Origin of the sequence: Caulobacter sp. S45 (assembly GCF_009765965.1) — a bacterium.
GTDB lineage: Bacteria > Pseudomonadota > Alphaproteobacteria > Caulobacterales > Caulobacteraceae > CAHJWH01.
Genome location: NZ_LMUL01000018.1, coordinates 1 through 13425, shown reverse-complemented (window position 1 = coordinate 13425; position 13425 = coordinate 1). Strand labels below are relative to the sequence as shown.

8 protein-coding genes and 1 pseudogene are annotated in these 13425 nt (G+C 64.6%); 3 read left to right on the top strand and 6 right to left on the bottom strand.

The window, feature by feature from the left end:
• The 6 genes and pseudogenes from GSQ87_RS21970 to GSQ87_RS21945 all read right to left on the bottom strand — a co-directional run.
• The coding region (locus tag GSQ87_RS21970) for a glycosyl hydrolase family 28-related protein (RefSeq protein ID WP_371416724.1) at positions 1 to 2237 on the bottom strand (2237 nt) is incomplete at its 3' end.
• A 199-nt stretch (positions 2238 to 2436) separates the two neighbouring features.
• On the bottom strand, positions 2437 to 3531 hold the full coding sequence (locus GSQ87_RS21965) for a lactonase family protein (protein ID WP_254063205.1): 1095 nt from the start codon (positions 3529 to 3531) through the stop codon (positions 2437 to 2439).
• Positions 3532 to 3700: 169 nt separating this feature from the next.
• A complete protein-coding gene (locus GSQ87_RS21960; RefSeq protein ID WP_158918809.1) occupies positions 3701 to 6769 on the bottom strand; it encodes a TonB-dependent siderophore receptor in 3069 nt (1022 codons plus the stop codon).
• Positions 6770 to 7174: 405 nt separating this feature from the next.
• Positions 7175 to 7828 (bottom strand): annotated as a pseudogene (locus tag GSQ87_RS21955) (IS6 family transposase); the annotation flags it as partial.
• A 244-nt stretch (positions 7829 to 8072) separates the two neighbouring features.
• On the bottom strand, positions 8073 to 9749 hold the full coding sequence (locus GSQ87_RS21950) for a response regulator (protein ID WP_158918805.1): 1677 nt from the start codon (positions 9747 to 9749) through the stop codon (positions 8073 to 8075).
• Entirely contained in the window at positions 9739 to 11250 is a 1512-nt protein-coding gene (locus tag GSQ87_RS21945) for an ATPase domain-containing protein (RefSeq protein WP_158918803.1), read from the bottom strand. Before GSQ87_RS21945 ends, GSQ87_RS21950 begins: the two co-directional genes overlap by 11 nt.
• Before the next feature lie 606 nt (positions 11251 to 11856).
• Here GSQ87_RS21945 and GSQ87_RS21940 point away from each other — a divergent pair.
• The 3 genes from GSQ87_RS21940 to GSQ87_RS21930 all read left to right on the top strand — a co-directional run.
• Positions 11857 to 12192 (top strand): hypothetical protein, encoded by a 336-nt coding sequence (locus GSQ87_RS21940; RefSeq protein WP_158918801.1) that lies wholly within the window; start codon positions 11857 to 11859, stop codon positions 12190 to 12192.
• Between the two features lie 48 nt (positions 12193 to 12240).
• Entirely contained in the window at positions 12241 to 12873 is a 633-nt protein-coding gene (locus GSQ87_RS21935) for a hypothetical protein (protein ID WP_158918799.1), read from the top strand.
• Between the two features lie 367 nt (positions 12874 to 13240).
• The coding region (locus tag GSQ87_RS21930) for a hypothetical protein (protein ID WP_371416723.1) at positions 13241 to 13425 on the top strand (185 nt) is incomplete at its 3' end.

Here is a 13425-nt window from a genome sequence, read left to right as displayed (position 1 = left end):
AGCGCATTGTCGCGCACCACCTCAAGCTTCCGCTCGGGCGTCCAGCGATAGATGCGCTGGTCGTGATGGTCGGCGAAGTAGAGCCGCCCCTGACCGTCCACCGCCGCCCCCGACAGGCCGTAGAAGCCGTCCTGGAGCTTTTCCACCTTCGCGCCCTCAAAGCTGGCCGGCTCGACCGGCGCTGGGGTCTCGCCCACGTCCAGGCGGCCGAACTCGCGCTCGCGCACCCGCAGGCCGTGGGTGACGTCGACCAAAGCGTTCTCGTAGGGGAAGCGGCTGGCGCGCAGGTAGGTGGCGCAGCCCTGCGCGTCGCAGGTGGCGTAGCCGCTCTCCGCGTTCACGTGCACGTTGCGGAATTCGATGTCGGAGGAATTGTACAGCTTCACCGCCGCCAAAGCCGGCTTGACGTTCCGCGTCACCCGATAGGCGTGGTAGTTGGCCACCAGGATGTGGCGCGAGTTGCGAATCTCCAGCGAGACCGTGTCCTGGCTCTCGCGCACCTCTTCTTCGGTTTGCGGCGCCAAGAACTCCCAATTCTGGACGTGATCCAGCACGATTTCGTTGCGGACGTGATGCTCGTTGGACAATTCGTAGACGTGGCCGGGGGTTGAGGTGTTCGACACGTAGAAGCCCGCCTGGGCGTAGGTGTTCGGGGACCAGATGTCCGCGAAGGTTCCACCGCCGCCGTCCGTCACCCAAAGGCTCGGATACTGGCCATCTAAACGGTGGCGCTGGTCGGCGAAGACGTTCAGGCGCTTGCCATCACCTAGCAGCGTCCCCCCTCCCCCTTGGAGCTTGACGTCGTCGACCAGGGAGTCCGCGCCGGCGGTCCACAGCAGGGCGGTGGCGCGCGGATTGACCCCGCCGGTGTACAGCCCCAGCCCCGAGACGATGTTGGAGCCGCCCTTGGCCGTCTGGATCATCGCCCTGGGTCCACCCAGGCCCGCATACCCTGCCGTGTCGTCGGCCAGGAAGACCTGCGTCAGGCTCGGATGCAGCCCGATCAGCACCGTGTCCGGCTTCAGCCGCAGCGTATCGCTGACCTTGTAGCGGCCGGTCGGGAAGTACAGCACCCGGTGCGTATCGATCGCCCGCTGCAGGGCGGCGGTGTCGTCGGCGGCGTTGTCGCCCTTCACGCCCAGGCTGCGCACGTCCACCCATTCCCCCACAGGCGGCAGCGGCCGGATGGCTGGTCCATGCTCGGCGGGAACCGCCGCCAGCGGCTCGGCGTCCATGTGGGTCTCGAACCGGCCCATCCGGCCCAGCCCCGGAAGGGTCAGGCCGTGGGTGAAGCTCTTGACCCGGTAGACCGGACCCGGACCGGCCGTGGTCTTGCCGCTGTCGCGAAAGCGGGCGAACACCGGCGTGCGGCTGGCCGCCACGTCCTCGAAGCCGACCTGGGTGTAGGCGTTGTCCTCGTTGCTGATCACCACCCCGGCCCGAGAGACGTTGTCGAACCGCAGGTGCTCTCCCCAGAGCCAGTCGCCGTAGCCCTCATCGATCTCCACCCCCACAGGGGTGTCGCGGAAGCGGTCGTTGACCAAGGTCAGCCCGGCCTCGTGCTCGCGGATCGCCGCCTCGCGCTGGCCCTGGAAGCTGGAGTCGATCAGGGTGAACTGCCAGGCGGGCGAGGTCTTCTCGGTCAGGATGCCGTAGCGCCCACCATAGAAGTGCAGGTCCTCCGCCTCGTTGCCGGCCTGATAAATCCCGGCCAAGCCAGAGCCGAGATGGAAGTCGATGTGGCTCAGGAAGGCGTGCTGGGCAGCGTGGAAGCGCAACCCCACCGCCGCCGCATTCCCCTCCCCGATCTCGAGGTCCACGTTGCTCAGCGCCGAATAGAAGGTTCCGGGGTTGGCGTCGGCGATCCGATCGCTGAACGGCACGCTATTGGCGACGGGAAAGGGTGGCCGGCGCGTCGACCCTGGCCCGGCTCCGGCGAAGACGACCATGGCCGCAACCCCGTTCTGGAACCCAGGCGTGCGCTCGCCGAGCACCAGCACGGGCCGTGTCGGCCCCACACCGAACACCCGGACCGCCGGCCAGACAAACAGGGTGCGGCTGATCCGGTAGCGGCCGGACGGCAGGAACACCACCCCACCCTCTCCCCCGCCTTGCGCCCGATCCAGCGCCGCCTGGATCGCGGCGCTATCGTCGGTGCGTCCGTCGCCCGTGGCCTTGACCACCAGGGCGCGTGGATCATTGGGCTGGCTGGCGAAAGTCGACGCCGCCGCAGCCACGCCTGGGACTCCCACGAGGCAGGCCAGGCTCGCGACACCGGCTAGAAGCCGCCGTCGACCTTGCAAAGCCATCCAAAACGACCGTCCGGTGCTCACTGCGCTGGGCCTCGCTCTTCGATCCGAAGCGTCACGATAGTCGGCGCTTACCCGGCGGACATCATCGACCAAGGTCGAGCTAGTCAGCAGACGCCGCCGGTCGCTAGAGCATCAGGAAGACGACGCCCGGCGCCGCGATACGGCCGCCGCTGTCCTGCAGCCGCCCATCCGCGAGCACGTGGAAGATCGCCACCTCGCCGGATCGCTCGTTGGCGACGAGCAGCCGCCTCTCCCGCTCCAGCAAAAGAAAGAACCGGGGCCAGTTTCCGCCGCACGCGACCTGCTGCAGCACGGTCGGCCGACCAGCCGCGTTCAAGGCGAAGACGACAAGCGTATTCGCGCCACGGTTGGAGACGTAGAGCCGCTGTCCCGCGGGGTCGATGGCGATGTGCGCCGCCTGGCTCCGCCCCGCAAATCCGGGCGGCAGGGTGGAGAGGATTTGCAGCGGATCGAACCGGCCATCGTCGCGAGTGGAGAGGACGGTCAGCGTGTTGGCGAGTTCGGAGACGAGATAGGCGAGCGGCAAGGTGGGATGGCGGACCAGATGCCGCGGCCCGGACCCTGGGGGCGCGGCGTAGGCGACCTGGCCTTCCCCAATCATCACGTGCTCGGCGTCGAAGCGATGCGCGAAGATCGCATCCGCCCCGAGATCGATGGCGTGGAGCCAGCGCTGATCGGGACTGAAGCCGACCCAGTGCGCATGTGGCCCCGCTTGGCGCTGGCGGACCGGCCCGGAACCCACGTGCGCCACGACCTGCGCCGCTCCCAACGGGCGGCCGTCGACGGGATCGAGCCGGATCACCGCGACACTGCCCGACCCATAGTTGGCGACCGCAAGCGCGCCCTGACGGCCGTCCAGCGCGAGGAAGCATGGACCCGCGCCCCCGGTGGAGACGGACCCCCGCGGCGTCAAGGCCTTGTCATAGGCGGCGACGACACCCTGATCGCTTTCGCCCACGAAGTAGCGCTTACCCGTCGATTTGCTCGAAGCGCCGTAGGATGCGTCCTCGACCGGCAGATAGCCGGAAATCGTCGCTGCGTCCGTCTTAGGCTCGAACCTTATCCGAGCCAGTCCTCTACCGCCCTCAACCCTATAGGTTCCCGCGAAGAGCTCGATGGCGGGCGGAGCGCCTAGGAGGTCAGGCGCACGGAAGGCCGGAAGCGCTAGCGCGGCGAGCAAACTTCTTCGATCCAGCACGCTCAACTCCTGTCCAGGGGCGCTCGTAACCGATCCTGCGCACACGCGGGAGAGGGAGCGAAGCGGGCTGCCAAACCGGCGACGACCAGCGAACCGTCATCGAATCCTCGGCGTCCCGATCCCACGCCAGGGAGGCCGGCACAAAGAGGCGTAAGGACCTCTCCGTTACTCAAAAATTGTAGCGAATACCAAAATGATACAGTCGACCCAAGGTGTCGTAGAGGGCCGGATTGATGTCGATCCCGGTGTTTGTAAATGGCGATGGAACGGGGTCCTTGTTGAATAGGTTGTCAACCTTCACATAGGCAACCAGCTTGCGCGTGATATTGTAAGTTCCGCCAATGTCCATATAGAAGGCGCCTGGCATTTTATTATAATTTATCGTTGGGTTGTTATTGGTGGACACCGGACAGCTACCCGTATTGCAGACGACATACTGACTTCCAAAGGTACCGTCGCTAAACCAACGCTCCTGTATGTTGATGCCGAATTTGTCGGTGTCCCAGCTCTGCACGGCCAGGAGCTTCCAGGTTGGCGTGTTGCCGGTGTTCACACCGGCCTGCTGGATCGGGATCGCGCCAGGCAACCCGGTGTTGGTGATATAGTTGCGGACGTTGGTGGCCAGGACGCGGGTCGTGACGCGGCCCGGAAGCCCGAAGGGGTGGGCGAAGGAGTCGCTCGCCTCGATATCGAACCCGTCGGTGAAGATCGACGCCAGGTTGAACGGCTCAAGATTGACGTAGTTTGACGTATTGGTCGGATCGCTCAAGTTGAACGTGCCGCAGAGCTGGGTCACGCCCGCATGGCAGTAATTGACCTGGTCCTGGGCCGACAGGGTCGCGATCGCTCCGTCGATCTGGATCCGATAGTAGTCGAGCGAGAAGCTGAAGCCCGGCAGGAAGGGCAGACGGGACAAGATCACGCCGGCCTCGGTGTTGCGGGCGATTTCGGGCTTTAGGTTCGGGTTGCCGACCGTGTTCTGGGAGATGTTAACCGACGTCCCGGTGAAGGGATTGGTGAAGTTCGGCACGTTGACCGAGACCGGCGCGGCGAACAATTCCGAGAGGTTGGGCGCGCGCACGTCGCGCGAGGTCACCGCCCTGAACCGCAGCCATGGCAGCGGCGTATCCCACGTGCCCCCGATCTTCCAGGTATAGACGACGCCCGAGGTGCTGTAGTCAGTCCACCGGACGGCCGCGTTCAGGTTCGCTTTTCCCAGCATCGGCGTGTCCAGGAAGGGGATATTGGTTTCGAGGAAGGCCTCGCCGACGTCGTAGGCGCCGCTGCCGTCGTGATAGTCGCCGGCATACCAGTTCCCGCCGGCGGTGCTGAGCAACGGATCGGCCGGATAGGCCGATGTGTAGTTACTTACGGCGCTGACGCCATTGCCATAGGCGTCGGCGTTCACACGATAGTATTCGCGTCGATACTCTCCGCCGAACGCGAGCGACACCGGCCCCGCCCAAAGCGAGAATGGCTCCCCGCTAAAGTTGAGGCTTGCAACGTCCTGGGTCTGGCGGGTGTGCTGGAAGGGACCGTTCGCCGGCTCGATGTAGGCGAGCTGCTGAGGGGTGAGCGCGCCCCCGCCGATGATGTTGATCGGCACGCACCCGCTCGCGCGTGCGACTGCGCTGGAGCAGACAGTCTGGCCATTCAGCGAGATAGCCTGGATCGCCGCATTGTATCGCGGCGTAAGGGTCATGTTCTGGACGGCGATGTCGGTGTAGTTCTCGCCGTGCTCATAATAGCCATCGTAGTTCCACGTCTTGCCGAAGACTTCAAAATGACCGTCAGCGCCGACAACGTAGCGGTACTGCATGCGCGTCGGCTCAACGGAGATATTGGGCAGTATGGCGTTGCTGAGACCGTACTGGAAGCTGGTGATCCCGTTTGTCCCACAGGCCTGCTGGATGGATGTCGGCACGAAGGGATTGGAGCACTGAAGGGTGAGGCCGGACTTGGCCGCCCCGGGGTTCGGCTGGTTCTGCGTCTGGACCTGGGCGATGTTGACGGTGGCGTATATTTCGTTGTTGGCGTTCAGGTCGTAACCAATGCGGGTATAGCCATCGATCCGCTGGAGTTCGGACTGTAGCGAGGTGCCGATACCGACGTTGCCCGACAGGTCGCCGCCTTCGCAGAAACCCGTGTAGCAGCCGCTCACCGCCCCCGAAGCGTTGCGGGCGGGAACGCCGTTGGACCCATACTGGAACGCGAAGGGCTGGCCGGCGGCGTTGAAGGCGGTCCCTTGGAGCGGGCCGGCGGTGATCAACCCATACTTGGTGTACTGATAAGCCTGGGCGTGCAGAGCGTAGAGGTACTGGGGCGAACCGTCGTTGGTGACGCCGCGGTTGATCAACGTAGCGGTCGAATACCAGTCGCGACCGTTGGGCGCCTGTTCGCCGAATCCGCCCGCCGGCACGCCGGCCTCGTGATCGTATTCGATGCTACCCTCGACATGCAGGCGATTGTCCAGGAAGGCCTTGCCAGCGGCCACCTGAAGCAGCGCCTGGCCGTCATCGCCGTAGGTGGTGATTCCCCCTTCGACGTTGGCCTTGAAGCCCTCGAAACGTTTGTTGGTGATGAAGTTGACGACGCCGCCGACCGCGTCCGAGCCATAGGAAGCCGAAGCGCCCCCGGTGACCACGTCCACCCTCTGGATGAGCAACTGGGGGAATTCGCTGATATCGGCGACCCCGGTCACATTGGCGCCCACGACGCGCTGGCCGTCGAGCAGGGTTAGGGTGCGGATCGTGCCGAGGCCGTGCAGAGAGAAGGAACTCAGCCCCTGCAAGCCGCTCGAGGTGCTGTTGGTGCCCGTGGTGACGCCGGTCGAGCCCTGGAGGGAGGGAAGCTCGGCGATGGTGGTGAAAATGTTCGGCTCGGCGTTCTTGGCGATCTCCGCGGCGCCCAGCACCTGGGTCGGCGTCGGCGCCCTGAAGCCGCTGGAGGTGATCCGCGTCCCGGTGACCACCACCTCCTGGACAGAGGCGGCCGACGATTGATCCGATTTGGCGCGGGGAGCAACGAGTTGAGCGGGCGCAGCGGGGTCGGCCGACTGGACGGGGAGAGGCAGGCCGCCCGCAGTCGCTTGCGCTGCCGAGGCGGAAGGGTCTTGGGCGCCGGAAGGCGCTTGCTGCGCACGCGCCGCCGTCGCGACGAAGCCGAACGTGAGCGCGGCGCCCGACAGCAGAAAGCGCCGGTACGCGAGACCAGCTGGAGTACAAGCCCGGTTAAGCATGGCGCCGTATCATCTCCCCTTGGCCTTAGCCGGGTGTCATTTTCGCACCCGCTCCGAAGAGGATGGCAGCAGATCGCCGGGCCGCCATCCTCGACCAAGGTCGTAAGTCCCAGCCAGTCTGTCACGCCGGGCGCCATGCTTCGGCGAAGCCGCAAGCTGCGGTCCCGGTGATGACCGATCTGACGAGACCTACCCTCTCGTCATTCTTCGCCCTCGCAGCCGTGCTGTGTATTTGTAGCCGTATTGGTGCTTTGGTCGTCTGCGAACAGGTGCATGGGTGCTGTCACTCCAACGCGAACTTGTCTTCCACTCGGGCGCAGCTCGCCCAAACCCGAGCTAGCTCTACCCAGCGACCTGCCGCCACTCAGCCAGCGCGGCTGAGCGTCGATCTTTGTAGGTCTGTCAGCTGACGAGGTGGCGCTCCTGGTTGAAGTGGTTGTGGAAGGATGCATGGACCGAGGCGAACTGCTGGAGTGTCTTCATCCTCCTAAACCTCAGCATCGCCCGCTCTCGTCGTCGAAAAGGCTGGTGGGAGTTCTCCGCCCTGTTGTTGGCCCACCGGCCTACCTCCTGACGATCTTCAATGCTCAGCTCCTTCATAGCGGCTCGATAGGACCGTAAGCCGTCGGTGGTGATGGTCTTGGCGCAGCCGTGCCGCTTCATGATCTTCTTCATGAACTTCAGCGCAGCGGCCTTGTCCCGATCCTTGGTCGCAAAGGACTCGAGCACTTCACCCTCGTGATCCACCGCCCGCCAGAGATAGTGCATCTCGCCGTTGATCTTCACGTAGACCTCGTCGAGATGCCATTTCCAGTGCGTGTGCTGGCGCATGGCCTCGACCCGTCGTTTGCGAATCTCTGACGCGAACATCGGGCCGAAGCGATCCACCCACTTGCGTACTGTCTCGTAGCAAATGTCGATCCCGCGCTCATGCAAAAGATCTTCGACGTTTCTCAGCGACAGCGGGTAGCGCACGTACATCAGCACCACCAACCGGATCACTTCCGGCGAGCTGTCGAACCAACGAAACGGATTGGGCGGGGGCTTAAGCTTGGCCATGGGGCTCGGCCTTAGCCCCCTCCCCTATCGGTCGTCAATTTGCGCTGACAAAGCCCGGCGTGGCTTTATTTTTCGGCTCTCAATCGGCTTGCGCGATGTGAGGAATTGCTAGCCCAGCGTGGTCTCGAACGCTTCGCGCTGGGCGGTTTCGTTGCACATCTGAAGCTCGCTCCCATCGGATGAGGCCGCGCTCGTTATGTAGTCAGACCCTCTACCGCACGCCTCGCCGGTCTGCGCGCGGCACCTACTGTCCTGTAGTTCGCGGCGGCAGTAGCCGACTGATCTGAGCGGATAACTGATCTTGCGTGTAGGGTTTTGCAAGCCGAGGCAGATCGATCGCTTCCGCCATATCGAGCTCCGCATAGCCGGTGGCCAACAGGATCGGCATATCAGGCGTGCGGACGCGCACGGTCACGGCGAGCTCCATGCCGGTCATGCCGGGCATCGCATGGTCGGTGATGATCAGATCGGGCCGCAGGCCGTTTTCGAGGGCGCCCAGCGCATCGGCGCCTGAATTCACCTCAACGACGTCGTGGCCGAGATCTTCCAGGAGCGCGACCGTGCTCGCCGCGATCAGAGGGTCGTCGTCGACGAGCAAGATAGTCGCTGGCGCGGCGTCGTCCCGCCGGGCGACGGCGGCCGTCCTGGCGGCTGGCGTCTGGCTGGCCACCGGCAGCCAGAGCGTCGCCGTTGTCCCTTCCCCCTCCACGCTCGTCAGACGGAACGCCCCACCCGTCTGGTCCGCCAGGCCGTGAACCATGGACAGGCCGAGGCCCGTCCCCTTGCCCACACCTTTCGTGGAGAAGAAGGGCTCGATCGCCTTGCCCAAGGTCTCGGCGTTCATGCCCATCCCCGTGTCTCGGACCCATAGCTTGACATAGCGGCCCGCGGGCAGGCGAAGCGCCGACGCGTCCTCAAGCTCGGCGTCCGCCAATCCGATCTGCAGCATGCCGCCGGAGGGCATGGCGTCGCGCGCGTTCACCGCCAGGTTCAAGAGCGCCATTTCCAACTGGTTCGGATCGACGGTCACCGCCGGCAGGTCGGGGGGCGCGGACACTTCGACCTGGACGAGCGGGCCGATGGACCGCTCGATCAGGCTCTGCATATCTTCGATCAAAGCGAAAACGTCGGTCGGGCGGGCCTGCAATTCCTGCTTTCGGGCGAAGGCCAGCAGCCGCTGCGTCAGCGTTGCGCCCCGGCGTGCGCCTTCCATCGCACCGTGCAGCAACCTGGCGGTGCGTGGGTCTGGCCCTATCTTTTTACTGAGAAGATCGAGGTTGCCGATAACCGCCATCAGGAGATTGTTGAAATCATGGGCGACGCCGCCGACTAACTGCCCCATGGTTTCGATCTTTTGCGCTTGCAACAGCGCCGATTGAGCCCGCTCCCGACGCAGGCTTTCTTCGGAAAGCTGATCGTTGGCTCGCTGCAAATCACCTGTGCGCTCGCCCACCAGCCGCTCGAGTTCGGCGGCGGCGCCACGCTGCGCCTCGAGATAACTGCGCGCTTGATATTGGCGGCGTCGCGCGCGGCCTGCGGCCTTGACAGCAACCTGAAGGGTGATGGCTTGCAGCGGCCGCTCCAGGAACGAGACGTTTTGCAGTCGGTCCACCAGTTGCCTGCGGAAGGCGGTGAACTTGGGCCCCTCGTTACGATTGGTCAAAATCAGAAATGGCTGGTCCGACCATGGGGCCTGGGCCTCTACCCAGGCCGCGAGGGCTTCCAGCGACCGGCCATAGAGCGCTTCTTCCGCCACGACGACCGCGACCAGGTCATCGTCGAGCGCGGCGAGCAACGACGCCAGATCCGCGCAAACCCGCGTCGCAAACCCTGCCTGCTCGATCAGGCGCGCGCTGGCCGAGGCGTCCCGACCGACCGGCGCCAGGATCAGGACGGCACCGGGCGCCGCCTCAGTCGGCATTGACCGCCTCGGTCGGCAGCAGGGGTTTGGCCTCGCCGTGATAGGTGGGCGTGCCGCTGAAAATGCCGCTGAAGCCCTTAAGCGGCGGCCCTACCCCGACGCCATGACCGCTCAAGCTGAACTCGCGAATTGTGTGTTCATGCTTGCCGCTGCGCTTTTTGACCACGGAAAGCGCGCGTCTGACCGTGCCGTCGTACTCGAAATAGCGCAGCATGACGACGGCGTCCGCCAGGTAACTGATGTCCAGCGGCGTCTCCATGGGGCCGACCAGACCATGCTGTGCGAGGACCAGGATCGTCATCACCCCGAGCTGACTGAGATAGCTCAGAAGCTCGTGCATCTGCAGAACCAGGAAGCGCTCGTCCGGCATCGCGTTCAGATAGCCATTGAGGCTGTCGATGATGACGATGCGCGCGTCCTCGACCTCCACTGCGTTGCGCACCCGGTCGGTGAACTCTCCCGGAGATAGCTCGGCCGGATCAACCTGCTCGACGGTGATCAGCCCCTTCTCCATCGCCGCTTGCAAAGGCAACCCAAGCGTCCGCGCCCGTGCGCCCATGGTGCCGCGTCCTTCGTCGAAGGCGAAGATGAAGGTGCGCTCGCCCCGGCCGGCGGCTGCTATGGCGTAGGTCAGGGCGAGGGAGGACTTGCCGACGCCCGCTGCGCCGATCAGGAGCGCATTGGTGCCCCGCTCGAGGCCGCCGCCCAACAAGGTGTCGAGTTCGCAATTGCCGCTGGGCACGAGATCGCCCTCGAAATCCTTGTGGTGTTCGGCCGCGATCAGGCGAGGAAAGATTTTGAGACCGCCGCGCGCGATGGTGAAGTCGTGAAAGCCGCCTTTAAAATCGATCCCACGCATCTTGACTACGCGCAGACGCCGGCGGGCGGCGCCATAGTCGATCGCCAGTTGTTCGAGCAGAACCACCCCATGGGCGATCGAGTGCAATTGAAGATCGTTGTGTTGAGCCGACAGGTCGTCCAGCAGAATGACAGTGGTGTTGCGGCCTGAGAAGAAGTGCTTCAGGGCAAGAATCTGACGGCGATATCGCAGCGGGCTCTGCGCCAATAGGCGCAGCTCCGACAGGCTATCGATCACCACGCGAGTGGGATTGAGCTTCTCGACCGTGTCGAAGATCAGCTGGGTGGTCTCATTCAGCTCCATGTCCGCGGGCTGCAGCAGCGTCAACTCCTGGCCCGGATCCAGGACGGTCTCCGGCGGCACGAGCTCGAAGACGGTGACGCCGTTTAGCGACCAGCCGTGTCGCTTGGCGACCAAGGTCAGTTCGCGTTCGGTTTCCGACAGCGCGATGTAGAGCGTCGGCTCGCCCTTGGCGGCCCCTTCCAGCAGGAACTGGAGCGCCAGGGTGGTTTTTCCCGACCCCGGTCGCCCCTCATAGAGATACATGCGCTCAGGATCGAGGCCGCCGCCCAGGATATTATCGAGCCCCGGGCTCCCCGTGGAGATCGTCTCGGGGTCGCGATCGTCAGCGGGGTTGTCCATGCGTCCTCCAAAAGACAGGCGCGGGTTTCACGCTTAGCCCCTAATCCCAAACGGGGCCTCAGGTTGCCATAACGCCTCAACCTCGCAGTGGATCGGCCTCTCGCGAACGGCGCCGGCGCGCCGGCCGTAGGTCCATAGGGATCAACCGATCACCGGGTCCAGCCGGTGGAGTCTCGGGTTCGCCCGAACTTTAACTGGACGCGTAGGACCGGATCAGCGCCAGGCGCTGAAGGCGGCGCAGATGGACGCGTGGCCCACCGGTTTGCTAAGGACCAGAACAGGATAGCTGCAAGCGGCGTAGGCATCTGGCGATGCGGTGGTGAAAATCACCTGGATCGGCCCCTGCGCCGCCCGGATCGCCACGACCGCCCTCGGCCGTTTCCCCCATGAGATTGATCCCCGAAGAGATCAATCCCCGGCGCGCAAACATCTAAATCAGCTCCACAAGGCTAAGCTTCAGCGGCTCAGTGTGGGCGCATCGCCACTACTCCGGCGCCATCCCGTCTATATTGACCATGTCGTATCCGACAGTCCTCTCCGTCGCTGTTGAGCGGAACTTCCCGAGAGATCAGCTGTTTGGATGCCAACGCTAAGAGGGCACCCTTCATGAAACGTCTCACAACGCTCGCGATCTCGACCGCATTGACGCTCGGCGTGGCCGGCCTCGCTTCCGCGCAGGACCAGGCGGGGCCCATGGCCGATCCGCACGCCACGCAGAACCCGGCGATCAAATCCCCCAAGGACATGACGCAAGCGCCCCTGGCCAAAGGGCACAACTCCTTCACCAAGGCGCAGGCGAGAGGCCGCATCCGTAAGGCCGGCTACGCCAACGTCACCGACCTCACGCTCGACGCTGACGGCCTTTGGCAGGCGCACGCGACCCGTGACGGCCAGACTGTGAATGTCGCGCTCGACTACAAAGGCAACGTCGCCGCACAGTAGTCGCTTTCCCCCAAGTCCGTCGGCATCCGCTGGCATAAGGAATATCCCATGAGCCAAATCATCACCCGTCTATTCGATAGCTTCGCCGATGCTGAACACGCCGTCATTGAACTTGAGCGCGTCGGCGTTCCCCACGGCGACATCAGCATCGTCTCGCACAAGTCCGATAAGAAGCACGCCCGCGCCCATGTCCGCGAGCCGCACGACAACACGGCCGGCGAAGCCGCCGCCAAGGACGCCGGCGCGGGCGCCGCGATCGGCGGCGTCGTCGGGGCGGCAGGCGGCGTGCTGGCCGGGTTGGGCCTGTTGGCCATTCCGGGTCTCGGCCCCGTGGTCGCGGCGGGCTGGCTGGCGTCGACCGCTGTCGGCGCCGTCGTCGGCGGCGCGGTGGTCGGCGCGGCCGGCGGTATCGTCGGCGCGCTGACGAACGCCGGCGTGAGCCGCGAAGAGGCGGAGGTTTACGCCGAAGGGGTTCGTCGCGGTGGCACGCTCGTCAGCGCGAAGGTCGCCGAGGACAAGCTGGCGCTGGCGGAAGACGCCGTCAGCAACGTCGGCTACGTCGACGTAGCAGCCCGCGGGGCTGCTTATCGCCAGGGCGGCTGGTCTCATTTCGACGAATCCGCGTCGCCCTACGCCGACGACGAGATTGAGATCGAACGCTCGCGCTGGGCGCGTCGATAACGGACGGTCGCGGGATTATTGCGTAACCGACCCCGCGTTCAAGCCCGACCAGGGACGCCCCGCTCTGGAGCGGGGCGTCTAAGGCGCTCGCGGCGCTTTGCGCCCCCGGCTTTTCGGGCGGGCGCAGCAAGCGCCAAAAGCGCTCCACGTCCCGATGGGCGGAGATCATGTTCGGTCGTCCCGCCGCAGCTGAGTCCCGAAGACCGTCGGCAAATGTTTCTTGAGTTCACGGCGAGAGAATTGGCGCGGCCGCGCAGTTAACCTTTGCAGTAAGCAGCTCAATTTATTGAGCATTGTCGCCTTTATGACAGTGGAACCGGATCGATTCCCCAGGGTTAAGGCGCCACTGCAACATAGGGGCGATCCAATGGCCACAACGGCAAAAACCAAGGCGAAGAAGACCGCCGCCCGCGCGGCGGTGTCCAAATCGAAGCCCGCGCCGAAGGGCGCGCCGCAAAACGCCATAGACCTGTTGGTAGCGGACCATCGGGAAGTCGACGAATATTTCACCGCCTATGAAGAGCTCACCTCCGACTCCGACAAGAAGGCGCT

Excerpts from the sequence above, each read along its gene's own strand:
- GSQ87_RS21960 (WP_158918809.1), bottom strand. The coding sequence starts at position 6,769 with ATGCTTAACCGGGCTTGTACTCCAGCTGGTCTCGCGTACCGGCGCTTT.
- GSQ87_RS21950 (WP_158918805.1), bottom strand. The coding sequence starts at position 9,749 with ATGCCGACTGAGGCGGCGCCCGGTGCCGTCCTGATCCTGGCGCCGGTC.
- GSQ87_RS21945 (WP_158918803.1), bottom strand. The coding sequence starts at position 11,250 with ATGGACAACCCCGCTGACGATCGCGACCCCGAGACGATCTCCACGGGG.
- GSQ87_RS21940 (WP_158918801.1), top strand. The coding sequence starts at position 11,857 with ATGAAACGTCTCACAACGCTCGCGATCTCGACCGCATTGACGCTCGGC.
- GSQ87_RS21935 (WP_158918799.1), top strand. The coding sequence starts at position 12,241 with ATGAGCCAAATCATCACCCGTCTATTCGATAGCTTCGCCGATGCTGAA.